The organism is Paracoccus lichenicola (assembly GCF_009708075.1).
GTDB classification, from domain to species: Bacteria; Pseudomonadota; Alphaproteobacteria; order Rhodobacterales; family Rhodobacteraceae; genus Paracoccus; species Paracoccus lichenicola.
Genome location: NZ_WMBT01000004.1, coordinates 117,330 through 142,514, shown reverse-complemented (window position 1 = coordinate 142,514; position 25,185 = coordinate 117,330). Strand labels below are relative to the sequence as shown.

Below are 25,185 nucleotides of genomic sequence, written 5' to 3'. Positions count from 1 at the left end.
CGGGTCTTCGACTATCATCTGGGTAGTCTTGCGGCGCTTTCAAGCCGCCTTGCGATGTGCCATAACGCCGCGATTTCAGGGACAAGGGTGGCAGCATGGATGACCGGCTGATCGTGGCGCTGGACGTGCCGGACGCTGTGGCGGGGCTGAACCTGGCCGAAAGGCTGGGCGATGCCGTGGGCTTCTACAAGATCGGCCTCGGGATGCTGACCGGCGGCGGGCTGGCGCTGGCGAACGAGTTGAAGCAGGACCACGGCAAGCGGATCTTCCTGGACATGAAGCTGTTCGACATCGGCGCCACGGTGGAATCCGCCGTGCGCGGGCTGGCCCGGTTCGATCTGGACTTCCTGACCGTGCATGGCGACCCGCACGTGATCCGCGCCGCGAAAGAGGGCGCGGCGGGATCCGGCCTGAAGATCCTGGGCGTGACCATCCTGACCTCGCTGGAGCGCGCCGACCTGGACGCGGGGATGATCCAGGCGGGCGACATCCACGACATCACCGTGGAACGCGCCGCCCGCGCCTTCGAGGCCGGCGCCGACGGCATCATCTGTTCCCCGCGCGAGGCCGCGGCGATCCGCGCCCTGCCGAATGCGCGGCTGATCGTGACCCCGGGCGTGCGTCCGGCAGGGGCGGCCCTGGGCGACCAGAAGCGGGTGGAAACCCCCGCCAGCGCCATCGCGGCAGGGGTGGATCACATCGTCGTCGGGCGCCCCGTGTGGCAGGCCGCCGATCCGCGCGCCGCGGCGCAGGCGATCCTGGCCGAGATGCGCGGCTGATTGACCCGTCCCGCCATCCGCGCCACCTTGGGCCGCAAGGGGGGCAGGATGGCGAACGAAAGCGGCATTTCCCAGAAGGCGCATAACGATCTGGTGCTGTCCTTTCTGGCCGTGCGCCGGGCGATCGGGGCGCTCGGGTTCTTCCTGCCGGTCGCCTTGCTGGCCTATGGCCTGGCCAGCGGCGGGATCCTGACCAGCATCTCGGCCGCCTATTACACGCCGATGCGCGAGGTTTTCGTGGGCACCCTGATCGCGCAGGCGGTGTTCCTGTGGAGCTACGAGGGGTTCCGCCCCGACGCGGGCGACCGGATCACGGACAAGGGCACGGCGCGGGTGGCGGCGGTGGCCATCGCGCTGGTGGCGCTGGCGCCGAGCAGTCCCGCCGCAGGGGCCGAGGCTGTTGCGGATCCCGCCTGCACGCTGCTGCAATGCGCCCTGGGACCCGGCCTGGCCTCGCTGGTGCATCTGGGCGCGGCGGCGGTCTTCTTTGCGGCGCTGGCGGTCTATTGCCTGGTGCTGTTCACGAAAGGCGCGGTCGATGGGGCCGAGAAGGACGCCTCGAACCGCATCTATCGCCTGTGCGGCTGGACCATCATCGCCAGCATCGGCCTGGTGGGGGTGCTGTTCGTCACCGGCCTGGATGACCGTCTGGCCCTGCTGCGCCCGGTCTTCTGGCTGGAAACCGCCGCCACCTTCGCCTTCGCGACAAGCTGGATGGTCAAGGGCGACGCGCTGCGCCCGCTGGTGCGCGGGGTGGCGGCGCTGCGATGATCCCTGCCACCAGATCGCGGAAATGCGGGACCGCGCGGGGATGGGCGGCAAACTCCGCCAGCGGCATCATCCGCCATGCCTGCCCCTCGTCGCCAAGGCGGATCGCGGCGATCTCTGCGGCCGTCAGGTGCCCGGTGAACAGCCAGGACCGCCAGCCAGGATGCTGGCGCGAGGCGAAGGACCGCCCCGTCAGCCGCGACACCGGCAGCGCCAGCCCGAACTCCTCGTGCAACTCGCGCAGGGCGCATTCGACGGGCGATTCGCCACCCTCGCGCCCGCCCCCGGGCAGATCCCAATGCGCCGGAAAGGGCAGGCCGGGCTTGTCGTCGCGCAGACAGGCCAGCAGCCGCCCCCCATGCGTCAGGACCAGCTTGGCGCCGTGAAACGCGGCTTCTTCCTTGCCAGGCGCCCGCGCGGCCTTTGGCCATCGCGATCCCCTCATTGCGCGGCGATCCCGGCCTCGGTCGGGCCTTCGGCCTCCAGCATGGCCAGCTTGCGGATCACCGACCCGAAGCGGGCCGCGAAACCGTCGAACCCCGCATGGGGCGCGATGGCCTTTTCGTCCATGTAGAGCGAACGGTCGATTTCCAGCTGCACGACATGGACGTTCTGGCAGGGCCGCCCATAGGCCGAACAGATATAGGCCCCCGCGAAGGGCGAATTGCGCCGGATGCGCCAGCCCTCGGCCTCGACGGCGGCGACGATGGCGTCCGAGATGCGGGCGGCGGCCGAGATGCCGTGCCGGTTGCCCAGCACCATGTCGGGGCGGGGGCCGTGCAGATGGGCCAGCGCGTCATGGGGCATGGAATGCACGTCGATCAGGATCGCCTGGCCGAAGCGCGACCGCGCCTCGGCGATCAGCCCGGTCAGCGCCCGGTGATAAGGGCGCCAATAGGCGTTGATGCGGCGCTCGGCCTCGGCCCGTTCGATCGGGCGCTCCAGGATCGCCCGCCCTTGCGAGACGACGCGCGGGATCACCCCAAGGCCCGCAAGCGTGCGCTGGTTCAGGGGATGGCGCGGGACGCCGCGCACCACCAGGGGATCGATCTCGTCAGGGGCGCGGTTCAGGTCCACGATGGCGCGCGGCACCTGGGCGCGAATCGTCACCGCGCCCTGGCCGGGCGCGCCCGCGATCAGCCGGTCCACGAAGGCGTCCTCGGACGAGCGCAGCGTTTCGGGGGGCAGCCTGGTGCCTTCCAGGAACCAGTCGGGATAGATGCAGCCCGAATGCGGCGATCCGAAGATGACGCCGCTGACCCAGCGATCAGGCCGTTCGATCAGCACAGGAAGGTCGGATTCGGTCAAGTCAGACCCCGGCAGGCGGTTTCTTCGGGGTTCATATAAGCCGGAATTTTCCTGATGCGATAGGGCTTGAAACCCCTGGTGCCCCCCTATATAGACACGCGGACCAAAGGCGGTTCGGACGTTTCCCTCGGGACATGGACGGAAGGCCCAAGGACGGGCGGTTAGCTCAGCGGTAGAGCACTACGTTGACATCGTAGTGGCCACTGGTTCGATCCCAGTACCGCCCACCATTGTTTTCGCCGCCCCCGGCCGGACCGTCGGGGGCATTTCGTTTTCCTGCGGCTGCGAGCCGCGTGATGGAGAAGACCGATGAAGGTTCGCAATTCGCTCCGCTCGCTGAAAAGCCGGCACCGCGACTGCCAGGTGGTGCGCCGCAAGGGCCGCATCTACGTGATCAACAAGACCAACCGCCGCTTCAAGGCCCGCCAGGGCTGATCGGGCACGATCACCGCGAAAACGAAACAAACCCGCCCATGGCGGGTTTTTTCATGCCGGGACGCCGGAAGTTAACCGTTTCTTAACAAAGCATTTGGTTAACACGCCTTGCGGTTGTATTGTCGCCTTCAGGTATTTTGCAACCTTTCCGCGGGGTCGTGTCATGTTCGTGCTTGCCAGTCTGATGGCGCTTGCCGCGGCGGGGGCCGCGCTGGACCTGACCTCTCCGGCCCATCGCGACGTGGATGACGACGATCCCGAGGATCTGCCCCCCACCCTGGGCGAACCCGATGGGGGCGAGGTCGGCGGCATCAGCGCCGGCGGTTCGGAGGAGGGCGGGACCGGCCCTGCGCCCGAACCGCCGCCCGAACCGCCGGTGGCCGAGGAAATCCCGGACGACGAACTGATCGAGGGCGGGCCGGAAGCCGAGGATTTGTTCGGCGGCGCGGGCAACGACACCATCGTTGCCGGGGCGGGCGACGACTGGGTGCAGGGCGACGGCAGCTATGACGCCGCGGGCGCCGACGAGATCCGCGGCGGCGCGGGTGCCGATTCGCTGGCGGGGCAGGGCGGCGACGACATCGTCTGGGGGGATGAGGGCGACGATACCGTTTATGGCGGCGAAGGCCAGGACACCCTGTTCGGCGGGACCGGGAACGACTGGCTGTCGGGCAACGATGGCGACGACCTGCTCGTCTCGGGCGGCGGGGCGGACGACCTGGACGGCGGGCGCGGCAACGACCACCTGGTCGGCGACGACGATCCCGACACGGTCTGGATGCACGGGGGCGAGGGCGCCGATACCCTGGCCGCGGGTGCGGGCGATTTCGTCGAAGGGCAGGACGGCGCCGACCAGTTCGTGCTGCAACAGGTCCCGGGCGAACTGCCCGTGATCGCCGATTTCGACGCGCGCGAGGACCAGATGGTGCTGCACCTGCCCGACAGCATGGCCCAGGACGCCCGGATCGACCTGGCCGAGGACAAGGACGGCACGGTGCTGATCACCGTCAATGGCGAGGCCATCGGCCGGATGCTGCAGACCGGCGGGCTTGTGGCCGGGGACATCGTGGTGGTCCGGCTGCCCGGCTGACAATCCCCCTTTCCTTGCGGGCGCTTTTCCCCTATAGGCGCGCATCCGTCCCGGTCTTGTCCGGGCGGACACTCCACGGGCCTGTGCTGGACGACATCCCGGCCTGCGCCATAACCCCTTTCCGAAAGGAGATCCCGATGTCGATCACCGTCGAAGAAAAAGCCCGCGTCATCCAGGAATTCGGCACCAAGGCCGGCGACACCGGCTCGCCCGAGGTGCAGGTCGCGATCCTGTCCTCGCGCATCGCCACCCTGACCGAGCATTTCAAGACCCACAAGAAGGACAACCACTCGCGCCGTGGTCTGCTGATGATGGTCGCGCAGCGTCGCAAGCTGCTGGACTATCTGAAGAAGAAGGACGAAGCCCGCTACACCGACCTGATCGGCAAGCTGGGCCTGCGCCGCTGATCGCAGCCGGTTGACGACTGGAACGCCCGTGGCATTGGCCACGGGCGTCTTGCCATGCGGATGACTAAAATCTTCGGCATTGTTTTCTGGACGGTTAAGGGAAAATTAAGAACTGTTCCCGTGTCACCACAAGGAGATGCGCGAATGCTACTTGGTACTGTCAACAGAACTTTGTCGGGCCTGCTGGGGGGCGCGAGCCTGCCGTCCACGGCGGCCGCACCGGCGCAGGCCAATGCCGCCAGTGCGGCCCAGACGGCGGCCGCGCAGGCCAGCCAGGCGGCAGCGCCCGCGTCCAGCGCCACCCCGGGCGTGGTCTTCGACCTGTCCGAGACGGCCTTGCAGGCGGTTGCGGCATCGTCCGCCGCCCCGGACAGCCAGGCCGGCACACCCCCGGACACGGCGGCGGTGCCCGAGATCCTGCCGCCGTTCCTGCCCGCGGCCCTGACCATTGCCTCCCGGATCGCCGCCGTGCAGGCCCCCGAGGCCGAGCCGGAGGCCGGGGCAGCCGGCGCGGATGCAGCCTCGCGATCCGCCGCAGCCGTCCCGACCACGGCCGGCCCGGCCTTGTCCGCTGCGGCAAGCGCGGCGGTTCCGGGGACCGTCACCACCGCTTCCCCGGCCAAGGCCGAGGAGGCAACTGATCCCGACGAGGAGGCCCGCGCCCGTGCCCTGGCCATCCAGGCGCAGGAACGCGCGCAGGTGTCGAGCCTTGTCGAGCAACTGGCCGAGGCCAAGGCCGATCCCCTGGCCGCGCTGACCGCCCCCGCCGAGGAGGCCGCAGCCGACGGCAAGGCGGCGGACCTGGCCGCCTGAGACCGGGACAGGTCCCTGCGCCTTCCCGGGGCGGCGGAGCATCGGTTCCGCCGCCCCTTGCCGATATGCCTTGCCGCTTCCCAAAGCCCTTGTTTTCCTGTAAGGCCCCGCCATCTGTGACGTGACGCCCCAAGCCCCGGGGCACATGCAAAGGATAGGGGCGGCGGCAATGGGGCCGCCATAGACACGGCCGCCGCCAGAGGGCTGGCGCGGCCCAGAGGAAACCAGATGTTTGACGAAGTGAAGAAATCAATCCAGTGGGGCCAGGAAACGCTCACGCTGGAAACGGGCAAGGTTGCCCGTCAGGCCGACGGCACGGTCATCGCCACCCTGGGCGAGACCAGCGTCATGGCCAACGTGACCTTCGCGAAGGAACCCAAGCCCGGGCAGGATTTCTTCCCGCTGACGGTTCACTATCAGGAAAAATACTATGCCGCCGGCAAGATCCCGGGCGGCTTCTTCAAGCGCGAGGCGCGCCCGACCGAAAAGGAAACGCTGACCGCGCGCCTGATCGACCGGCCCTGCCGCCCGCTGTTCGCGCCGGGCTTCAAGCACGAGACCCTGGTGATGTGCACGGTCCTGTCGCATGACCTGGTGAACGACCCCGACATCGTGGCGATGATCGCGGCATCCGCCGCGCTGACGATTTCCGGCGTGCCCTTCATGGGTCCGATCGGCGCCGCCCGCGTGGGCTTTGCCAACGGCGCCTATGTGCTGAACCCCGAGGTCCAGGACATGGACCAGCTGCGTTCCAACCCGGAACAGCGCCTGGATCTGGTCGTCGCCGGCACCAAGGACGCCGTGATGATGGTCGAATCCGAGGCCTATGAGCTGACCGAGGAAGAGATGCTGGGCGCCGTCAAGTTCGGCCACGAGCAGATGCAGCCCGTGATCGACCTGATCATCGACCTGGCCGAAGCCGCCGCCAAGGAACCCTTCGACTTCCAGTCCCCCGACTACAGCGCGCTTTCCGCCCGCGTGAAGGAACTGGGCGAAACCGGGATGCGCGCGGCCTACGGCATCATCGACAAGTCCGAACGTCGTGACGCCATCCAGGCGGTGCGCGAAAAGGTCGTGGCCGAACTGTCCGAAGCCGAACTGGCCGATCCGAACCTGGGTTCGGCGCTGAAGAAGCTGGAATCGGGCATCCTGCGCGGCGACGTGATCAACGGCGGCGCCCGCATCGACGGCCGCGATACCCGCACCGTCCGGGCCATCGAAAGCGAAGTGGGCATCCTGCCGCGCACCCACGGCAGCGCGCTGTTCACCCGGGGCGAGACGCAGGCCTTGGTCGTGACCACGCTGGGCACCGGCGACGACGAACAGATCATCGACGCGCTGCACGGCAACTTCCGGTCGAACTTCCTGCTGCACTACAACTTCCCCCCCTATTCGGTGGGCGAGGTTGGCCGTGTCGGCAGCCCCGGCCGCCGCGAGATCGGCCACGGCAAGCTGGCCTGGCGCGCGCTGCAGGCGGTTTTGCCCGCCCCGACCGACTTCCCCTATACCATCCGCGTCGTGTCCGAGATCACCGAATCGAACGGCTCGTCGTCCATGGCGTCCGTCTGCGGCGGCTCGCTGTCGATGATGGATGCGGGCGTGCCGCTGAAGGCGCCGGTTGCCGGTGTCGCCATGGGCCTGATCCTGGAAGACGACGGCAAGTATGCGGTCCTGACCGACATCTTGGGGGACGAGGATCACCTGGGCGACATGGACTTCAAGGTCGCGGGCACCGCTGAGGGCATCACGTCCCTGCAGATGGACATCAAGGTCCAGGGCATCACGCCCGCCATCATGGAACAGGCGCTGGCGCAAGCCAAGGAAGGCCGCCTGCACATCCTGGCCGAGATGTCCAAGGCCCTGACCGAGGGCCGTCGCGAGTTCAGCGCCCACGCCCCGCGCATCGAGACGATGCAGATCCCCACCGACAAGATCCGCGAAGTGATCGGCTCGGGCGGCAAGGTCATCCGCGAGATCGTCGAGGTTTCGGGCGCGAAGGTGGACATCAACGATGACGGCACCATCAAGATCGCCTCGGCCAATGCCGATTCGATCAAGAAGGCCTATGACATGATCTATTCGATCGTGGCCGAGCCGGAAGAAGGCCGGGTCTATACGGGCAAGGTCGTCAAGCTGGTCGATTTCGGCGCCTTCGTGAACTTCTTCGGCAAGCGCGACGGCCTGGTCCACGTGTCCCAGATCGCCAACAAGCGCCTGAACCATCCGAACGAGATCCTGAAGGAAGGCCAGGAGGTCAAGGTCAAGCTGCTGGGCTTCGACGATCGCGGCAAGGTTCGCCTCGGCATGAAGATGGTCGATCAGCAGACCGGCGAGGAGATCACCGAAGCCAGGGAAGAAACGGCCGAGGGCTGATCCCTTCGCGACATCGGAAAGCCCCGGCAGGTCCGGGGCTTTTTCATGCGTTCCGCTACAGGATGGTATGGTGCAGACGGACTGGCCGATCTTCGTATTGACCCTGCAAGGCGACGAGACGCGCCGCCAGCCGCTGCTGGACCAGCTTGCGGGAATGGGCTTGTCCTGACGCCTGGTCTTCGGCGTGGACGGACGAAAGGGCTTGCCGGACGAATATCTGCCGCTGATCGACCGTGACGCCGCGCGGGTTCGGCTGAGACGGCCGATGACGGATCCTGAATTTGCTTGCGCCTTGTCGCACCGTCGGATTTGCAGCCTGATCGTGAACGAGGGACTTGCCGGGGCGGTCGTGCTCGAGGACGATGCCATTCTTACCCCGGATTTTCCCGACTTCCTGAGGGCAGGGCACCACAGGACGGATACGCTGGTCCTGCTGGATTATGCTTCGGGTCGCGCGCTGCCTTGGCAACGCAAAAGGGCCGGGCGATGGCTGATGTATCGTCCGGCACGGCGGGCCTCGCTCAACACGGCTTACACGGTCTCCAGAAGGACGGCGGATGAGCTTTTGCGCGCGTCAACCCCGGTCAGCTTTCTGGCCGACTGGCCGGCTGACCTGTTCCATCTGCAGGCATGGCTGACAGAGCCTCGTGTCGTGCACCATAGCCCCGCCGGACAAGGGCCTTCCCACATCGCCGAACAACGGGACGCGGCAGAGATGCAATACCTGCGCGAAAAGAAGAATTCCGCTCGCTTCTTCAAGGCGAATTATTATCGAGGGCTTGTCCGCCGCAGGCTGGCGCGCCGCGTGGGAAGCTAGAAGACGCGCGCTCCCGACGTGTTGGGTTCCCCTGCGGGTCGATTGACAGCCATCCTTTCTGCTGCAACATCTGACCCCCAAAGCAGGGCAGGGCGCGGATGACTCCTTCAGACTACATCGCCGGGGCGGGCCTGTCCTTCCGCCCGCTGTCCGAGGCGTTGGACGATCCCCAGGGCCGGATCATCGCGCATCTGCGCCGCCCCGGGGCTGTCGATCTGGCCTGCACCGCCGATCTTCGTGGTGAAATCGCGCTTTACGAAACCCCGCAGGGCGATCCGCCGCTGTTCGTGTCCTATTACACCACCGGCACCCCCTACGAGGATCTTGCCGCCGAACTGCGCGTGTCCCTGGACCGCCACGGCCTGCCGCACCGGATCGAGCCTGTGGCCTCTCGCGGGTCATGGGTCGCCAACACCGGCCTGAAGGCGCGGGTGATCCAGACGGCCTGGCACGACAGCGACCGTCCGATCTGCTGGATCGACGCCGATGCCGCGATCCTGCGGCCGCCCACCTTCCTGATGGGCAATCCCTTCGACGTGGCCTTCGTCCGCCGCGACGGGTGGGAGGATATTTCCTATCTGATCCATCTGAACACGGCCCCGGCGGTGGGCAAGCTGCTGGCCGAATGGGTGCGGCTGTGCGACGACCATCCGCATGTCTGGGACCAGGTGCTGTTCAGCCTGGCCTGGTTCCGCACCGCCCGCGACACGGGTCTGGCAAGCCAATGGCTGAACGGCGGAATATCCCGGACGCCCCGCCCGAAGGTCCGCGACCTGAGGGACCGGATCCTTCATTACCCCTTCGGTCGCAAGATCCGGCCCTTCATCGACCAGAAGCAGGCCTCGCGCCAGCTCAAGGCCTATGTGAACGCCTCGGCCCGGCGCAAGGACGAGATCGGCACCGACGATCTGGACGCGGGCTATCGTGCCGCGCTTGCGGGGTATGACTTCGGTTTCGATCCGCGGCTTGACGCGATCATCGCGCGGCGGGCCTAGCGGATGGTCAGGCGCCGGAAATCCCGGTTCGAGCGGTTCTTCTCGCTCAACCAGCATCGCAAACGCTGGGGGGCGCGGCGGCATCTTGTCGCCGATCCCGATCTGGCCGCGATGCGCGACCGCATCGTCGCGGCGGGCGAGGCGGTGCAGACGCGCGGGTCGGACAAGTCGCTGGACCGGCATCTGGCGAACCTGAGGTCCGAGTTTTCCGGCCAGTCCGAGCTTCTTCTGCACCACGCCAGCCTGATCGTCCTGATCCGGCGCGAGGTGCGGCTGGCCGAAACCCTGGCGCGGTTCATGGCGCTTTGGACGCAAGAGGCAGGGTTCCTGTGCCGCCACCTGAACCTGCGGTGGCTGATCTCGGCCGCGGATACCTTTGCCGATCACGGTTCCGACCCGCAGGCGCGCGCCATCGGGATGATGGCGTCCTTGCTGGGCAATACCGTCAAGATCGGCGAATCCGACCGTTACATCCACGGGGGCGAGTCGCTGGCGCCGATGCCTGACCGGATCGAACGGTTGCAAACCGAACTGATCCCGCTGTTCGAGGGAACCTCGGTCTTTACCGTCGGCACGGACGACACGCTGCGCAACATGTATTGGCGGCTGGAGCCGTTCTTTGCCGCCGGACCTGCGGGGATGATCCTCAAGGCGGTCTATGACCGGATGCAGGTCAACGACACGGCCTTTGCCCGGCTGCGCGCGTTGCACCACCGCGACCGCACCGGCTGGTGGGACGATGGCGCCGGGGCGCCGTGACGTGCCGGATTCAAGCGAGGGCGTCGGATGCAGCTTCCCGTTTACCTGATCAACCTGGATGGCTCGGACGACCGGCTGCGTTCGGCCACCCGGCAGCTGGACGATGCGGGCATCCCCTTTGAACGCGTCCCGGCCTTTGACGGCAGGGCGCTGCGGGTGGACGACTTTCCCGGCTATGATCCCGCGGGGGCGATGGCCTATATGGGCCGCCCCCTGCGCGGGGGCGAGATCGGCTGCTATCTCAGCCATCTGGATTGCGCGCGGCGCTTTCTGGACAGCGGCGCGGATCGTGGCCTGGTGTTCGAGGACGACATGCAGCTGAAGCCCGGCTTTGCCGAGGGGCTGCGCATCCTTCTGGACTGGCTGGACCGGCATGACGGCTGGGATCTGGTCAACCTCGGTTCCCCCCAGCACAAGATCTATACCCCGGTCATGGGGTTCGATGTCGCGGGGCGGCACCACGACCTGACCCGCGCCCATTACTTTCCCATGACGACCACCGCGCTGATCTGGTCGCGGCAGGGGGCGGACATCTTCGTGCGCACGCATGACCGCATCACGCGCGGCGTGGACAATCACTTCCGGCACTGGCTGACCCGCAGCGACCGGGGGCTGGCGGTCTGGCCGCCCCTGGTCACGACGACCGGCGCGGAAAGCCTGATCGAAGACAACAAGGGCAAGCGATCGGCCAAGGGGCGGCATCCGCTTTACGGGCTGATCAAGCAGCGCCGCCAGATCGTCAACAAGCTGATCGCCTGGCGGCACAAGCGCGATCTGGCGCGCGGGCAGAAGGCCGCAGGCAAGGCTGCGGCCCCCGGTTCCTGATCAGGCGGGATCCCTGGCAAAGCGCAGATAGGGCAGCTTGATGTCCAGCGGGCCATAGCGTTCGGCGGCCGCCTTGTCGTCCAGCGCCAGGGCCACGATCACGTCCTGCCCCGGCACCCAGTTGGCGGGCGTGGCGATCGGCACGCCGTCGGTCTTGCGCACCGCATCCAGCGCCCGCAGGATTTCCGCGAAGTTGCGGCCGATGGACATCGGATAGGTCATGGTCAGCCGGATCTTCTTGTCAGGCCCGATGATGAACACGCTGCGCACGGTCGCCGAATGGGCGGGCGTGCGGCCTTCGGCCGGCAGATAGTATTCGGCGGGCAGCATGTCGTATGCCTTGGCCACGGTCAGGTCGCGGTCGTCGATCATCGCGAAATCGGCCGGAACGCCCGCCACCTGTTCGATGTCGCGCTTCCATTTGCCGTGATCCTCCAGCGAATCGACCGACACGCCCAGCACCTTGGTGTTGCGTTTCTCGAACTCCGGAACCAGTTGCGCGACGGCGCCGAATTCGGTCGTGCAGACCGGCGTGAAGTCGCGCGGATGGCTGAAGATGATGCCGTAGCTGTCGCCCAGCCAGTCGTGAAAGCGGATCTCTCCCTCGGTCGAGGGGGCGGTGAAATCGGGGGCGACATCGTTGATGCGCAGGGACATGAGCCGTGTCCTTTCAGAGGGTTGCCGCCGGCAGAATAGGTCAAGCAACCGGAAACGCCAGAGGTTTATCGACGGCGTTTGTCGAGATTTACAAGGCTTGCACAGGCCCGCCCGCCGCTTCACCCTGTGCAGGAAAATGGATGGAGGGAACGCGATGACCGGGCTTTTGGACAAGCGCAAGTTCTATATCGACGGGGCATGGGTGGATCCCGCGCGGGCCAGCGACCTCGAGGTGATCGACCCCTCGACCGAGGAGGCGCTGGCAGTCATCAGCCTGGGCGACGGGGCCGACACCGACCGCGCGGTGGCGGCAGCCAAGGCGGCCTTCGCATCCTGGTCGCGGACGGAACCGGCCGAGCGGCTGGCCTATGTGCAGAAGATTCTCGACATCTACCAGCGCCGGGCCGAGGAGATGGCCTGGGCGATCAGCCACGAGATGGGCGCGCCCCAGGACATGTCGCTGGACGACCAGGTCGCAGCCGGCACCTATCATACCCAGAATTTCATCAACGTATTCAAGGATTTCCGGTTCATCCGCCCGCTGGGCGATCACGCCCCCACCTCGATGGTCGCGTGGGAGCCGGTGGGCGTCGTGGGCCTGATCACGCCCTGGAACTGGCCCATGAACCAGGTCACGCTGAAGGTCATCCCGGCGATCCTGGCGGGCGACACCTGCGTGCTGAAGCCGTCCGAGATCGCGCCCTTGTCCTCGATGCTGTTCGCCGAGATCGTGGACGAGGCGGGCCTGCCCCCCGGCGTCTTCAACCTGGTGAACGGCGACGGGCCGGGGGTGGGCACGCAACTGTCCACGCATCGCGACGTGGACATGATCAGCTTCACCGGATCCACCCGGGCGGGCATCGCCATCACCAAGGCCGCGGCGGACACGCTGAAGAAGGTGGTGCTGGAACTGGGCGGCAAGGGCGCCAACATCGTCTTTGCCGATGCCGACGACAAGGCGGTGGTGCGGGGCGCGCGGCATTGCTTTTACAACAGCGGCCAATCCTGCAACGCGCCGACCCGGATGCTGGTCGAACGCTCGGTCTATGACCAGGCGGTGGAAACGGCGGCCAAGGTGGCCGAGGAAACGCCCGTCGCTAGCGCCCATCAGCCGGGCCGGCATATCGGGCCGGTGGTCAGCCGCCAGCAGTGGGACAGGATCCAGAGCCTGATCCAGAAGGGCATCGACGAAGGCGCGCGCCTTGTCGCGGGCGGTCCCGGCCTGCCCGAGGGCGTGAACCGCGGCTATTTCGTGCGCCCCACGGTATTCGCCGATGTCGGCAACGACATGACCATCGCCCAGCAGGAAATCTTTGGCCCGGTCCTGTCGATCATCCCCTTCGACACCGAGGAGGAGGCGATCGCCATCGCCAACGACACGCCCTATGGCCTGACCAACTATGTCCAGTCCCAGGACGGTCCCCGGCGCAACCGGGTGGCCCGCCGCCTGCAATCGGGCATGGTCGAGATGAACGGCCAGTCGCGCGGCGCGGGGTCCGCCTTCGGCGGCGTCAAGATGTCGGGCCGGGCGCGAGAAGGCGGGGTGATGGGACTCGAGGAGTTCATGGAGTCCAAGGCCATCAGCGGTTGGGCCACGGACTGAACCCATAATGCCTTGCATTTGAGGGGTTAACTTGTTCTTTGCCCCGCCACCCGCGACATTCCCCCTGAATGCAAAGGCGGTAGGGCAATGGCAAGGCAAAAGGGATCCGCGGGATCCACGATCATGATCAAGCGGGTGACCGCCTCGGCAGAGGGGGGGCACCATGGCGGGGCATGGAAGGTGGCCTATGCGGATTTCGTGACCGCGATGATGGCCTTTTTCCTGCTGATGTGGCTGCTGAACGCCACCACCGAACAGCAGCGGCAAGGGCTGGCCGACTATTTCAACCCGACCATCGTGCGCACGCCCGGCGCCTCGGGCGAGGGGGTCGAGAAGCAGGGCAAGGATCCTGCGGAAACGCCCCTGGAGCAGGTGGCCGAGGAGATCGAGCGCCAGATCCGCGCCACGGGGGGCGAATCGCAGCAGCTGACCAACCTGTTGCGCCATGTGGTCACCCGCATGACGGACGAAGGCCTGGTGATCGAACTGGGCGACCTGACCGACCAGCCGTTGTTCGTGGATGATACCGGCCAGCCGCAGCCGGTCCTGCGGGAACTGACGCGAATCGTCGCGCGCGTGATTGCCAAGACCCGCAACCAGATCGCGGTCACGGGCCATGTCCGGGCCTTTCCCGAAACGCTGGTGAACTCGCCGGTCTGGGCGCTGTCGGATGCCCGAGCGCACGCCGTGCGCAACCTGCTGGAGGAAGCCCGCTTGGACGAACGGCGGATCCAGCGCGTCACCGGCTATGCCGACCGCAAGGGCAAGACGGCCAACCCGATGGATCCCGCCAACAACCGGATCGAGGTGATTTTACTCAGATGAGGGGGCGCGGTTAGGCGAATCTTAAGCCCTGGCATGGATGATCGGGATCGAACCACAAGAAGGTGATGCCATGTCAATGTCTTCCGCGATGAGCGCCGGTGTCTCGGGGCTGGCGGCCAATTCCACCCGTCTTGCAACGATTTCCGACAACATCGCGAACTCGGGCACCTATGGCTACAAGCGGATGGAGACGGATTTCAACTCCTTCGTGCTGAACCAGCACCGCATCGCCGGGCTGTATTCGGCGGGCGGCGTGACCGCCACGACGCAACGGCTGATCGAGGACGACGGGGCGCTGTCCACCACCACGCATCCGCTGGACATCGCCGTGTCGGGCCGGGGGATGCTGCCGGTCACCTCGGCGGTGGATCTGGACAACGGCTATACCGACCTGCCCTTCATGATGACGCGGACAGGGTCGTTCCGCCCCGATGCGGAAGGCTATCTGAAGACCGAATCGGGCCTGGTCCTGATGGGCTGGCCCGCGCAGGCCGACGGCACGGTCCCGACGATGTCGCGCGACAGCATGGGGGGGCTGGAACCCATCCGGATCAACCCCTATCAGACCGCAGCCGATCCGACGACCGAGATTTCCCTGGGCGTGCGCCTGAGAGCGACGGAAACGCTGCCGGATGCATTAGGCGATCCCTATGACGTGAAGGTTGACTATTACGGCAACCTCGGCACGTCGGAATCGCTGAACATCAGCTTCATTCCCGACACCTCCGACGCGACGGGCATGTCCTGCACCTGGGTGATGGAGGTGCGCGACAGCGCCTCGGACCCGGCATCGAACCTTGTGGGAAGCTATCGGATCACCTTTGACGAAAGTCAGGCCAATGGCGGCAGGATCGCCAGCGTGACGACGCTCAGCGGCGGCGCCTATGACCCCGTGACCGGGGCGATCGGCCTGACCGTGGCGGGCGGGCCGATGGACCTGGTCATCGGCACCCCGGGCGGCACGACCGGGCTGAGCCAGGTTTCGACCAGCTACTCGGCCACCAACATCGCCAAGAACGGATCCCCGGTCGGCAACCTGACCACGGTCGAGGTCGATGCGGACGGTTTCCTGCAGGCCACCTATGACACGGGCTTCGTCAAGACGCTGTACCAGATCCCGCTGGTGGACGTGCCCAACCCGAACGGCCTGACCTCGGTCGATTCGCAGGCCTTCACGATCTCGTCCACCTCGGGCAACTTCTTCCTGTGGGACGCGGGCGACGGGCCGACGGGTTCTGTCCAGGGCTATGCGCTGGAGGAATCGACCACCGACGTGGCCGAGGAACTGACCCACCTGATCCAGACGCAGCGGGCCTATTCGTCCAACGCGAAGATCATCCAGACGGTGGATGAGATGCTTCAGGAAACCACCAACATCAAGCGGTAAGGGACAAGTGGGATGAGCATCGCGCGCGCCCTTGGAAATGCCATCTCGGGCCTGACCGCCACCGCGCGGGGGACCGAGGCGGTCGCGGCCAACCTGGCCAACGCCTCGACCCCCGGCTATGCGCGGCGGGATCTGGTGGTCAGCGCCCAGACGGCGGGCGGCAATGCCGGGGGCGTGCGGGTCGATGGCGTCACGCGCTCCGTCAACGCCAGCGTGCTGTCCGAATCGCGCCTGGCCGAGGCTGCGCGGGCGGACGCCGCCACGCGCCTGGATTTCGCGACAAGCATCGAGGACGCGATCGGGATCACCGGCAATACCGGCAGCTTGGGGTCTGCGCTCAGCGATTTCCAGACTGCCCTGACCTCGGCGGCCAGCCGCCCGGATGACGAGATCCGGCTGGCCCAGGTGGTGGACAAGGCCACCGCCCTGGCTACCCGGCTGAATGCCATATCGGACGAGGTCCAGGTGGCGCGCACCGCCGCGGACCAGGCCATCGCCACCGATGTCGCCACGCTGAACACGGCGCTGGCGCAGGTGGCGGATCTGAATCGCAAGATCGCGGTCCTGGAGGCGGATGGCTCGGATCCCTCGTCGCTTTACGACCAGCGCCAGGGCATCATCAGCGAGATCGCCAAGATCGTCCCGGTGCAGGAGGTGACGCGGGCCGCCGGCGCCGTTGCCCTGTTCACGGCAGAAGGCGCCGTGCTGCTGGATGGCACCACCCCGACGGAACTGTCCTTTACTGCCGCGGGGCAGGTGACGGCCGACAGGACCGCCGGGTCGGGGCTGTCGATGCTGTCCCAGAACGGCGTGGAGCTGACGCAGTCGCAGATGCGGCTTTACGCCGGCGGCTCGCTGGCCGCCAATTTCGCCATCCGCGACGAACTGGCGCCCGAGGCGCAGAACCTGCTGGACGACCTCGCGCTTGACCTGCACGACCGCTTGGCGGCTCCGGCCGTCGATCCCACGATCACCGCGGCATCGGCCGGGCTTTTCACCGATGACGGCGCACGAGCCAGTGCGGCGGAGAAGACCGGGCTTGCGGGGCGGATCAGCGTCAACGATGCCGTCGTGGAAAGCGAAGGGGGCGAGGCCTGGCGCATCCGCGCAGGCCTGGGCGCCAGCACGTCCGGGGCGGTGGGCGATTCCACGTTGCTGGTGGCCATGTCCGGCGCGCTGAGCGAGGCCTCGGCCGCGGCAACCGGAACCGCCTTCAGCGGCAGGGCCACGCTGGCCGCGCGTCTCGCATCGGTCGAATCGCAGATGGCCACCGCGCGCGTGAATGCGCAGTCCGAGGCTGCGATCCGCAACAGCCAGGCCGATACCATCACCACCCGGCTGACTGCCGACGGCGTGGACAGCGACGCCGAGATGCAGAAGCTGCTGCAATACGAACAGGCCTATGCCGCCAATGCGCGGGTGATCCAGGCCATCCAGACCATGATGGACCAGATACTGGAGATTTGAACGATGACGGTGCAATCCATCGGGGATCAGGCGCGGGCCTTTGCCATGCAGTCGGCCTCCACCCGGATCAAGACCACGCTGGCGACCCTGACCGCAGAGCTTTCCAGCGGCGAGGTTGCCGACCTGGGTGCAAGGCTGGGCGGCAACACGCAGAACCTGGCCGGGATCGAGGCGCGGCTGGCGATGCTGGCCCAGTTCAAGAGCAGCGCCGCCGAGGCTGCGGCCCATGCCCAGGGAATGCAGGACTCCCTGACGGCCATTCGGTCGGCGACCGAAAAGCTGGGCCAGGGCCTTTATATGGAGCCGGCCTCGCCCACTGACGGGCTGATCGCCGCCCGCTCGGCCGAGGCGGCCTCGACCCTGCAGACGGTGATCGGGCAGTTGAACGGCTCGGTCGGGCAGCGGTTCCTGTTCTCGGGCATGGCAAGCGATACCGCCCCGCTGGTCTCGGCCGACGCGATCCTGTCGGAACTGACGACGCTGGTTTCGGGCCTGACGACGGCCCAGGATGTGGCGCAGGCGGTGTCGGACTGGTTCGACGCGCCCTCGGGCGGTTTTGCTGACATGGCTTATCGCGGCGGGGCAGGGGGCCAACTGATGCCGATTGGCGAGGAGACGACGGTCGCCCTGACGACGACCGCCTTGTCGCCGGCGATCCGCGACAGCCTGAAGGGCCTGGCGACCGCAGCCCTGATCGACCGGGGCATCCTGGCCTCGGATTCCCTGGAAGGGCAGGAATTGCTGCAAGGCGCGGGCAAGGCCCTGCTGGACAATTCGCCCGCCCTGATCGCCGAGATGTCCCGCATCGGCTATGCCCAGCAGGTGATCGCCAGCGCACAGACCGAAGGAGACGCGGCCGCCGCCACGCTGCAAACCGCGCGAAATACCCTGCGCGAGGCCGATCCCCTTGCCACCTCGACCGCGATCAGCGATGCCGAAACCAAGCTGCAGACGCTTTACACCGTGATCGGCCGCCTGTCGCAGCTGAAGCTGGCGGATTACATCTGATGCGGCGGCTTCTCGTGATCATCCTCGTGGCCTTGCTGCCGCTTGCTGCCGCGGCCGCGCCTGTCCGCGTCAAGGACCTGGCGGAATTCGACGGGGTGCGGGGCAACGATCTTGTCGGCTATGGCCTGGTGGTCGGCCTTGACGGCACGGGCGACGGCTTTCGCAATGCCCCCTTTACCGAGGAACTGCTGGCAGGCCTCCTGGAACGGCTGGGCGTCAACGTCACGGACGAGGCGCTGCGGTCCCGCAACGTGGCGGCCGTTGTCGTCACCGCCGCCCTGCCGCCGTTTGCGCGCTCGGGCAGCCGCATCGATGTCAGCGTCTCGACCATCGGCGACGCGAAAAGCCTGCTGGGCGGGACGCTGGTGATGACGCCGCTGAAGGCCGCCGACGGCAATATCTATGCGGTGGCCCAAGGCTCGATCATCGCCAGCGGCGCCGCGGTCGAGGGTGAAGCCGCGCGCGTGGTCGAGGGGGTGCCGACCTCGGGCAAGATCCCTGTCGGCGCGCGGGTCGAGCGCGAGGTCGAGTTCGACTTTGCCGGCATCGAGAACATCCGCATCGCCCTGCGCAACGCCGATTTCACCACCGCGACCCGGATCGAGGACGCGATCAACCGCGACTTCGACCGGCGCGTGGCCGTCACCCAGGACAGCGGCACGGTGCTGGTCGAGTTCCGGGAACTGGGCGATGTCAATCCTGCCCGCGTGCTGGGCCGAATCGAAAACCTGACGGTCGAGCCGGAGGACCGGGCAAAGGTGGTCATCGACCACAAGTCGGGCACCATCGTCATCGGCGAGCGCGTCCGCATCTCTCGGGTCGCCGTGTCGCAAGGCGCCCTGACGCTGCAGGTCAGCGAGGCGCCGATGGTGTCGCAACCCAACCCCTTCGCCCGGGGCGAGACCGTCACGGTGCCGCGAACCGTTGCGGAACTGCGCAACGAGCCGGGCATAGGCTTTGCCGAGGTTGCGGGGGAAACCTCGCTCAGCGACCTGGTCGAGGGGCTGAACGCGCTTGGCGTGCGCCCGCGCGAAATGATCGACATCCTGAAATCCATCCATGCCGCGGGGGCCTTGCATGCCGATCTGATCATTGAATAAGGCGGGCATGTTCCTTGGTTGGGCGAGTGACACTGCCGGGGGCATCGCATAGAGGATATGCGACGTTTCCAGACTTGGGTTGATCTCATGAAGATAGAAGCCACCGCCTTGCCAGATGTTCTGGTGATCACGCCCTCCCGCTTCGGCGACGAACGCGGCTTTTTCTCGGAAAGCTGGAACAGGAAAACCTTGTCCGATGCCGGCATCAGCCTGCCGGACTTCGTTCAGGACAACCATTCGATGTCGCGCCGCGCGGGGACCGTCCGGGGGCTTCATTATCAGGCGCCGCCCTTCGCGCAGGGCAAGCTGGTGCGCTGCGGGCGCGGGGCCTTGTGGGATGTCGCGGTTGATGGGCGCCGCGGCAGCCCGACCTATGGCCAGTGGGTCGGGGTCGAGCTGTCCCATGAAAACGGCCGGCAGCTTTGGGTGCCGCCCGGCTTCCTGCACGGTTTCGTCACGCGGGAACCGGATACCGAGATCGTTTATAAATGCACCGCCCATTACGACAAGGCCAGCGACGGCGCGGTCCGGTGGGACAGCCTCGGCATCGACTGGGGGGTCGATGATCCCCTGCTGTCCGACAAGGACCGGGACGCCACGGCTTTCGCCGACTGGCAATCTCCTTTTCAGTACGGGGGTGCCGCATGAAGATCCTCGTCACCGGCGGCGCCGGGTTCATCGGGTCGGCCGTGGTCCGGCTGGCCGTCAGGCGCGGGCACGAGGTCGTCAATGTCGATGCCCTGACCTATGCCGCCAATCCCGCGAACGTGGCCGAGGCAGCCGACAGCCCGCTTTACCGTTTCGAGCATGTCGATATCCGCGACCGTGCCGCGCTGGACCGGGTCTTTGCCACGCACCGGCCCGACGCCGTGATGCACCTGGCCGCCGAAAGCCATGTGGACCGCTCGATCGACGGACCCGCCGCCTTCATCGAGACCAACGTGATCGGCACCTTCAACATGCTGGAGGCCGCGCGCAGCCACTGGACCGACCAGGGCCGCCCCGAAGGCTTCCGCTTTCATCACATCTCGACCGACGAGGTCTTCGGTTCGCTGGGCGAGACCGGGCAGTTCACCGAAACCACGCCCTATGATCCGCGCAGCCCCTATTCCGCCAGCAAGGCGGGATCGGACCACCTGGTGCGCGCCTGGCACGAGACCTATGGCCTGCCGGTCGTGCTGACCAACTGTTCCAACAACTACGGTCCCTATCACTTCCCCGAGAAGCTGGTCCCGGTGGTCATCCTCAAGGCCTTGGCGGGCGAGCCGATCCCCGTCTATGGCGACGGCGGCAACGTGCGCGACTGGCTGTATGTCGAGGATCATGCCGACGCGCTGCTGCTGGTCGTCGAAAAGGGCGCGGTCGGCCGCAGCTACAACATCGGCGGCGAGAACGAGGCCAAAAACATCGACCTGGTGCGCACCATCTGCGCCCATATGGACGACCTGCATCCCGAAGGCGCGCCCCATGCCGACCTGATCACCTTTGTGACGGACCGCCCGGGCCATGACCGCCGCTATGCGATCGACCCCGCGCGCATCCGCACGGAACTGGGCTGGCGTCCCTCGGTCACGGTCGAGGAAGGGCTGCGGCGCACCGTCGAATGGTATCTGCAGAACCGCGACTGGTGGCAGCCGCTTTTGTCGCGCGACGGGGTCGGCCAGCGTTTGGGGCAGGCCCGATGAACGGCCTGCTGATCTTGGGAAAATCCGGGCAGCTTGCGCAGGCGCTGGCCCGCCAGGCGCCGGAGGCCACCGTCTGGGGCCGGGCCGAGGCCGACCTGTCCGATCCCCATCCCGTCGCCGCCCGGATCCGCGCGCTGCGGCCCACGGCCATCATCAACGCCTCGGCCTATACCGCCGTGGACAAGGCCGAAACGGATGCCGCGGCGGCCGCGATGCTGAACGCGACAGTGCCGGGCCTGCTGGCCCGGGCCGCGGCCGAGTTGGGCATCCCCTTCCTGCATGTCTCGACCGACTATGTCTTCGACGGGTCGGGAGAGGCCGCGCGGACCGAGGATGCCCCGACCGCGCCCCTGGGCGTCTATGGCCGGACCAAGCTGGACGGCGAAGGGCAGGTGGCGGCGGCAGGCGGGCAATGGGCGGTGATGCGCACCTCCTGGGTGTTCTCCCCCGATGGCGCGAATTTCGTCAAGACGATGCTGCGCCTTGGGGCCGAGCGGGACAGGCTCAACGTCGTGGCCGACCAGATCGGCGGCCCGACCGAGGCGGGCCGGATCGCCGCCGCGCTGCTGGAGATGGCGCGCCAGATGCGGGACGATCCGCAAAAGGGCGGCCTTTATCACTTTGCCGGGGCGCCCGACATCAGCTGGGCCAGTTTCGCGCGCGAGATCTTCGCGCAGGCGGGCCTTGCCTGCCAGGTGCGCGACATTCCGGCCAGCGACTATCCGACGCCTGCGCGCCGCCCGGCCAATTCGCGGCTGGATTGCACCCGCATCGCGCGGGATTTCGGCATCACCCGGCCCGACTGGCGGGACGACCTGGGCCTTGTTCTGAAGCATCTGGGATACACGACATGACCGCACGCAAGGGCATCATTCTGGCAGGGGGATCCGGGACGCGGCTTTATCCCATCACCATGGGCGTCTCGAAGCAGCTTCTGCCGCTTTACGACAAGCCGATGATCTATTACCCGATCAGCGTGCTGATGCTGGCGGGTATCAGGGACATCGCGATCATCACCACCCCCGACGACCAGCTTCAGTTCCAGCGCCTTCTGGGGGACGGCGCGCAATGGGGCCTGCGGTTTGAATGGATCGTCCAGCCCTCGCCCGACGGGCTGGCGCAGGCCTATCTGCTGGCCGAGGATTTCCTGGCGGGCGCGCCATCCGCCATGGTGCTGGGCGACAACATCTTCTTCGGCCACGGCCTGCCCGAACTGCTGAAGGCGGCCGACGGGCGCGACAGCGGCGGCACGGTCTTCGGCTATCGCGTGTCCGATCCCGAACGCTATGGCGTTGTCGATTTCCAGTCGGACGGACGGGTGCGCGCGATCATCGAGAAGCCGGAACTGCCGCCCTCGAACTTCGCGGTCACGGGGCTTTATTTCCTGGACGGCACCGCGTCCGAGCGGGCCAGGCAGGTCAAGCCCTCGGACCGGGGCGAGCTTGAGATCACGACGCTTCTGGAAAGCTATCTGCATGACGGCAGCCTGACGGTCGAAAAGATGGGCCGCGGCTTTGCCTGGCTGGATACCGGCACCCATGGCAGCCTGCTGGATGCGGGCAACTTCGTGCGGACGCTGGAAAAGCGGCAGGGCTTGCAGACCGGCTGCCCCGAGGAGATCGCCTTCGAGGCCGGCTGGATTTCCGAGGATACCTTGCGCGAACAGGCGCAGAAGTTTTCCAAGAACGCCTATGGCCGCTATCTAATGAGCCTTCTGGGACCGCATTGACGCAAGCGGCCCATCAGGGCCGCCGCATAGAAAGCCGCCGTCCCGGCCCGTGTCTGGCGATAAAGCCCGGCGCGGGCCAGGGTCAGGGCCGCACCTGGTCCGGCCTGGTGCAGCGCCGCGCCAAGGTGATCGAGAATGGCGCGGTTTTCGGCCCGAAGCTCTGACCGGACGGCCTCCAGCGCGGCGTGGTTGGCCGCCAGCCAGCCGCCATAGTCGCCCGCCAGCAGCATCCCGGCCCGTTGCGACATGGCGCGGAGCGTGTCGTTCCGGCCCATCTCGCTTCGGGCGTGCTGGCGATAGAACAGTGCGGGCCGGGGGTCATGGATCAGCGCGGCCCCCGCGCCCGCCATGACCTGATAGGCCCACCAGTCATGCGACGGGATGTCCTGGTGCTGCGCCGGTCCGATGCAGCGCCGCAGGATCGCCGCGGCGGGCGCGTTGAAGACCGAGGTGTTGCCCGCCATGATCGCCTGGACCAGCGCATTGCGAAAGCCCAGGGGGCGGCGGAAATGACGCGACTCGGTCACGGGGACCAGGGCCGCGTCGGTGATGACCGTGCGGGCGGCGTAATGGGCCGGGCCGTCCTGCACCGACAGCGCCGCCACCGCGCGGGCCAGCTTGTCGGGGAACCAGACATCGTCCTGGTCGCAAAAGGCGACCATCCCCTCGGGCGCGAGCGACAGCAGGTGCAGGAAGTTCTGCGTGGCCCCCCGTCCAGGCCCGCGGGTCAGCTGCACCTGGTCCCCGGGACGAGAGGCCGCGAAGTCCGCGACGATCTCGCGCGTGCCGTCGTCCGAGTTGTCATCCGACACGATCAGCCGCCAGTCCCGATGGCTTTGCGCGGCGATGCTGTCCAGTTGCGCGCCGATGAAGGCGGCACCGCGATAGCTGGCCAGCAGGATCGTGACGCGATCGTCGGAAAGGGGGCGGTCCACCGGCATGTCCTTGAAGGGGCAGGGCCGGTTTCTGCCCTGCCGCCTTGGCCGATGCAACCGTCAGCCGGCCTGGCGCGCGATATCCTCGATCAGCACGGCCTTGACGGTCAGGTCGGTGGAGGCCTGCGCGGCCTTTTGCAGCCTTTCGCGCAGGGGGGCCAGCCGCGCCTCGGACGTGAAGTTGCCGTCGAAGCCGCCGGTATTGGCGTGGATCAGCAATTCCCGCAGCAGCGCGTCGCGCAGGCGGTGTTCCTGCTGTTCCATGGCCTGGAGGTCGGCGCCGGGCGTCTCGATGGTCAGGGTCAGGATCATCACCGCGCCCATGTCGCCGTTGCGCATCAGGGGGACGAAGAACTGGGTCGGAAAGGTGAACCAGCCTTCGGCGGGAACGGACCCGCCGCCATGGCCATCGCCGCCCCCGCCGCCGTGCCCGCCCCCATGATCGTTCGCGGCGGCATGATCGTCGGCCGGGGCGGAGGCCGCGTGATCCGACGCGTCCTCGGCCGCGTGATCGTCGCTGGCGTGGTCTTCCTCGGGTGCCGCGCCGTGGTCCTCATCGGCGGGGGCCTCGGCTGCGGCGTGGTCGGTCCCGGCGGGGGCGGGGCGCAGCATCTCTCCGGCGGCGACGCCGCCGACAAGGGCCAGGACGGGAACCAGCAAGGCCAGGATCTTCTTCATCGGGAACCTCAGTAGGGCAGGATCACGTCGGCCAGTTGCTGGCCGAAGCGGGGTTGCTGGACATCGGTGATCTGCCCGCGCCCGCCATAGGAGATGCGCGCCCCCGCGATGCGGTCATAGGCGATCTCGTTGCTGCGGTCGATGTCGGCGGGGCGCACGAAGCCGCTGACGGTCAGTTCGCGCAGCTCGTAGTTCACGCGCACCTCCTGCGTGCCCTCGATCTGCAGGGTGCCGTTGGGCAGCGTGTCGATCACGGTGGCGGCCACGCGCAGGGTCAGCTTGTCGCGCCGGGTGATGTTGCCGCTGCCCTTGTAGGACGACGAGGCCTCGGCCTCGGCCAGGTTGTCGAAGCTGGCGCCGTCGGGCAGCCTTTCGTTCAGCCGCTGCGGGATGCCCACCATCTGCGGGATCGACACGCTTTCGTCCGAGGACCGGCTGCGCCCCGAGCTGTTGGTCATCTGCGCCTCGTCGTCGATCTCGATCACCACGGTCAGGATGTCGCCGCGCGTGGCCGCCCGCCGGTCGCTGATCAAGGACGAGGTGGTTCCGGCCCACAGCGACGCCGCGGCCTCGGGGCGGCCGGAATCGACGGGGATTTCCAGCGGCGGGTTGGTCATGGCGATGAATTCCTCGCTGTTGCGGGGCGAGGTGAGGCTGGGCGGCTTGCCCATGTGGTCGGTCCGCGCGCAGGCGGTCAGGGCCAAGGCCAGGCACAGGAAATGGGTTGGTTTCATGGGAAATC

General features: G+C 67.2%; 27 protein-coding genes and 1 tRNA gene. 22 read left to right on the top strand and 6 right to left on the bottom strand.

Annotated elements, in window-relative coordinates:
- The first annotated feature begins 95 nt into the window (after nt 1-95).
- Both pyrF and GIY56_RS09380 read left to right on the top strand, forming a co-directional pair.
- Nucleotides 96-779, top strand: a complete 684-nt coding sequence (gene pyrF, locus GIY56_RS09385; protein ID WP_154764569.1) for an orotidine-5'-phosphate decarboxylase — start codon at nt 96-98, stop codon at nt 777-779.
- 48 nt (nt 780-827) lie between these two features.
- Nucleotides 828-1,550: a DUF998 domain-containing protein gene (locus GIY56_RS09380; protein WP_154764568.1), complete on the top strand. Its 723-nt coding sequence runs from the start codon at nt 828-830 to the stop codon at nt 1,548-1,550.
- Here GIY56_RS09380 and GIY56_RS09375 read toward each other — a convergent pair.
- Nucleotides 1,498-1,992 (bottom strand): NUDIX hydrolase, encoded by a 495-nt coding sequence (locus GIY56_RS09375; protein ID WP_154764567.1) that lies wholly within the window; start codon nt 1,990-1,992, stop codon nt 1,498-1,500. The two genes, GIY56_RS09380 and GIY56_RS09375, sit on opposite strands and share 53 nt — an antisense overlap.
- Entirely contained in the window at nt 1,989-2,855 is an 867-nt protein-coding gene (locus tag GIY56_RS09370) for an N-formylglutamate amidohydrolase (protein WP_154764566.1), read from the bottom strand. Before GIY56_RS09370 ends, GIY56_RS09375 begins: the two co-directional genes overlap by 4 nt.
- Before the next feature lie 155 nt (nt 2,856-3,010).
- Here GIY56_RS09370 and GIY56_RS09365 point away from each other — a divergent pair.
- The 10 genes from GIY56_RS09365 to GIY56_RS09320 all read left to right on the top strand — a co-directional run bounded on the left by GIY56_RS09365 (nt 3,011) and on the right by GIY56_RS09320 (nt 11,369).
- Nucleotides 3,011-3,085 (top strand) — tRNA-Val (locus GIY56_RS09365).
- Between the two features lie 79 nt (nt 3,086-3,164).
- Complete coding sequence (gene ykgO, locus GIY56_RS09360) at nt 3,165-3,290, top strand: type B 50S ribosomal protein L36 (protein WP_042245282.1); 126 nt, start codon at nt 3,165-3,167, stop codon at nt 3,288-3,290.
- Nucleotides 3,291-3,453: 163 nt separating this feature from the next.
- Nucleotides 3,454-4,380: a calcium-binding protein gene (locus tag GIY56_RS09355; RefSeq protein ID WP_154764565.1), complete on the top strand. Its 927-nt coding sequence runs from the start codon at nt 3,454-3,456 to the stop codon at nt 4,378-4,380.
- 137 nt (nt 4,381-4,517) lie between these two features.
- Entirely contained in the window at nt 4,518-4,787 is a 270-nt protein-coding gene (gene rpsO, locus GIY56_RS09350) for a 30S ribosomal protein S15 (RefSeq protein WP_154764564.1), read from the top strand.
- Between the two features lie 144 nt (nt 4,788-4,931).
- Entirely contained in the window at nt 4,932-5,600 is a 669-nt protein-coding gene (locus GIY56_RS09345) for a hypothetical protein (protein ID WP_154764563.1), read from the top strand.
- A 228-nt stretch (nt 5,601-5,828) separates the two neighbouring features.
- Nucleotides 5,829-7,973 carry a polyribonucleotide nucleotidyltransferase gene (gene pnp, locus GIY56_RS09340; protein WP_154764562.1) on the top strand — a complete coding sequence of 715 codons (2,145 nt, stop codon included), beginning with the start codon at nt 5,829-5,831 and terminating at the stop codon, nt 7,971-7,973.
- 202 nt (nt 7,974-8,175) lie between these two features.
- Nucleotides 8,176-8,790: a glycosyltransferase family 25 protein gene (locus GIY56_RS09335; RefSeq protein WP_154764561.1), complete on the top strand. Its 615-nt coding sequence runs from the start codon at nt 8,176-8,178 to the stop codon at nt 8,788-8,790.
- Nucleotides 8,791-8,888: 98 nt separating this feature from the next.
- Nucleotides 8,889-9,785, top strand: a complete 897-nt coding sequence (locus tag GIY56_RS09330; RefSeq protein WP_154764560.1) for a hypothetical protein — start codon at nt 8,889-8,891, stop codon at nt 9,783-9,785.
- Between the two features lie 3 nt (nt 9,786-9,788).
- Nucleotides 9,789-10,544, top strand: coding sequence for a hypothetical protein (locus GIY56_RS09325; RefSeq protein WP_154764559.1), 756 nt, complete (start codon nt 9,789-9,791; stop codon nt 10,542-10,544).
- A gap of 27 nt (nt 10,545-10,571) precedes the next feature.
- Nucleotides 10,572-11,369: a glycosyltransferase family 25 protein gene (locus GIY56_RS09320; protein WP_154764558.1), complete on the top strand. Its 798-nt coding sequence runs from the start codon at nt 10,572-10,574 to the stop codon at nt 11,367-11,369.
- Here GIY56_RS09320 and GIY56_RS09315 read toward each other — a convergent pair whose 3' ends face one another.
- Nucleotides 11,370-12,026 (bottom strand): redoxin domain-containing protein, encoded by a 657-nt coding sequence (locus GIY56_RS09315; protein WP_154764557.1) that lies wholly within the window; start codon nt 12,024-12,026, stop codon nt 11,370-11,372.
- A 154-nt stretch (nt 12,027-12,180) separates the two neighbouring features.
- Between GIY56_RS09315 and GIY56_RS09310 the strand changes: the two genes are divergently transcribed.
- From GIY56_RS09310 to rfbA, 10 genes are all read left to right on the top strand, one after another.
- Complete coding sequence (locus tag GIY56_RS09310; protein WP_154764556.1) at nt 12,181-13,629, top strand: aldehyde dehydrogenase family protein; 1,449 nt, start codon at nt 12,181-12,183, stop codon at nt 13,627-13,629.
- 87 nt (nt 13,630-13,716) lie between these two features.
- Nucleotides 13,717-14,454, top strand: coding sequence for a flagellar motor protein MotB (locus tag GIY56_RS09305; RefSeq protein ID WP_154764555.1), 738 nt, complete (start codon nt 13,717-13,719; stop codon nt 14,452-14,454).
- A gap of 70 nt (nt 14,455-14,524) precedes the next feature.
- Nucleotides 14,525-15,841, top strand: a complete 1,317-nt coding sequence (locus GIY56_RS09300; RefSeq protein WP_154764554.1) for a flagellar hook protein FlgE — start codon at nt 14,525-14,527, stop codon at nt 15,839-15,841.
- A gap of 12 nt (nt 15,842-15,853) precedes the next feature.
- Nucleotides 15,854-17,308: a flagellar hook-associated protein FlgK gene (gene flgK, locus GIY56_RS09295; RefSeq protein ID WP_154764553.1), complete on the top strand. Its 1,455-nt coding sequence runs from the start codon at nt 15,854-15,856 to the stop codon at nt 17,306-17,308.
- 3 nt (nt 17,309-17,311) lie between these two features.
- Complete coding sequence (locus tag GIY56_RS09290) at nt 17,312-18,316, top strand: hypothetical protein (RefSeq protein WP_154764552.1); 1,005 nt, start codon at nt 17,312-17,314, stop codon at nt 18,314-18,316.
- Complete coding sequence (locus tag GIY56_RS09285) at nt 18,316-19,416, top strand: flagellar basal body P-ring protein FlgI (protein ID WP_154764551.1); 1,101 nt, start codon at nt 18,316-18,318, stop codon at nt 19,414-19,416. Before GIY56_RS09290 ends, GIY56_RS09285 begins: the two co-directional genes overlap by 1 nt.
- An 87-nt stretch (nt 19,417-19,503) precedes the next feature.
- Nucleotides 19,504-20,064 (top strand): dTDP-4-dehydrorhamnose 3,5-epimerase, encoded by a 561-nt coding sequence (gene rfbC, locus GIY56_RS09280; protein WP_154764550.1) that lies wholly within the window; start codon nt 19,504-19,506, stop codon nt 20,062-20,064.
- The gene (gene rfbB / locus GIY56_RS09275) at nt 20,061-21,101 is read left to right on the top strand and encodes a dTDP-glucose 4,6-dehydratase (protein WP_154764549.1); all 1,041 of its coding nucleotides are present in this window, start codon (nt 20,061-20,063) and stop codon (nt 21,099-21,101) included. The genes rfbC and rfbB overlap by 4 nt, the downstream gene beginning before the upstream one ends.
- Nucleotides 21,098-21,955, top strand: a complete 858-nt coding sequence (rfbD, locus tag GIY56_RS09270; RefSeq protein ID WP_154764548.1) for a dTDP-4-dehydrorhamnose reductase — start codon at nt 21,098-21,100, stop codon at nt 21,953-21,955. The genes rfbB and rfbD overlap by 4 nt, the downstream gene beginning before the upstream one ends.
- Nucleotides 21,952-22,830: a glucose-1-phosphate thymidylyltransferase RfbA gene (rfbA, locus tag GIY56_RS09265; protein ID WP_154764547.1), complete on the top strand. Its 879-nt coding sequence runs from the start codon at nt 21,952-21,954 to the stop codon at nt 22,828-22,830. Before rfbD ends, rfbA begins: the two co-directional genes overlap by 4 nt.
- Here rfbA and GIY56_RS09260 read toward each other — a convergent pair.
- Genes GIY56_RS09260 through flgH form a run of 3 tightly spaced genes read right to left on the bottom strand, consistent with a single transcriptional unit; the run spans nt 22,800 to nt 25,177 of the window.
- The gene (locus GIY56_RS09260; protein WP_196053590.1) at nt 22,800-23,765 is read right to left on the bottom strand and encodes a glycosyltransferase; all 966 of its coding nucleotides are present in this window, start codon (nt 23,763-23,765) and stop codon (nt 22,800-22,802) included. The two genes, rfbA and GIY56_RS09260, sit on opposite strands and share 31 nt — an antisense overlap.
- A gap of 60 nt (nt 23,766-23,825) precedes the next feature.
- Nucleotides 23,826-24,443, bottom strand: a complete 618-nt coding sequence (locus tag GIY56_RS09255) for a hypothetical protein (RefSeq protein WP_154764545.1) — start codon at nt 24,441-24,443, stop codon at nt 23,826-23,828.
- 8 nt (nt 24,444-24,451) lie between these two features.
- Nucleotides 24,452-25,177 (bottom strand): flagellar basal body L-ring protein FlgH, encoded by a 726-nt coding sequence (gene flgH / locus GIY56_RS09250; protein WP_154764544.1) that lies wholly within the window; start codon nt 25,175-25,177, stop codon nt 24,452-24,454.
- Nucleotides 25,178-25,185 lie beyond the last annotated feature (8 nt).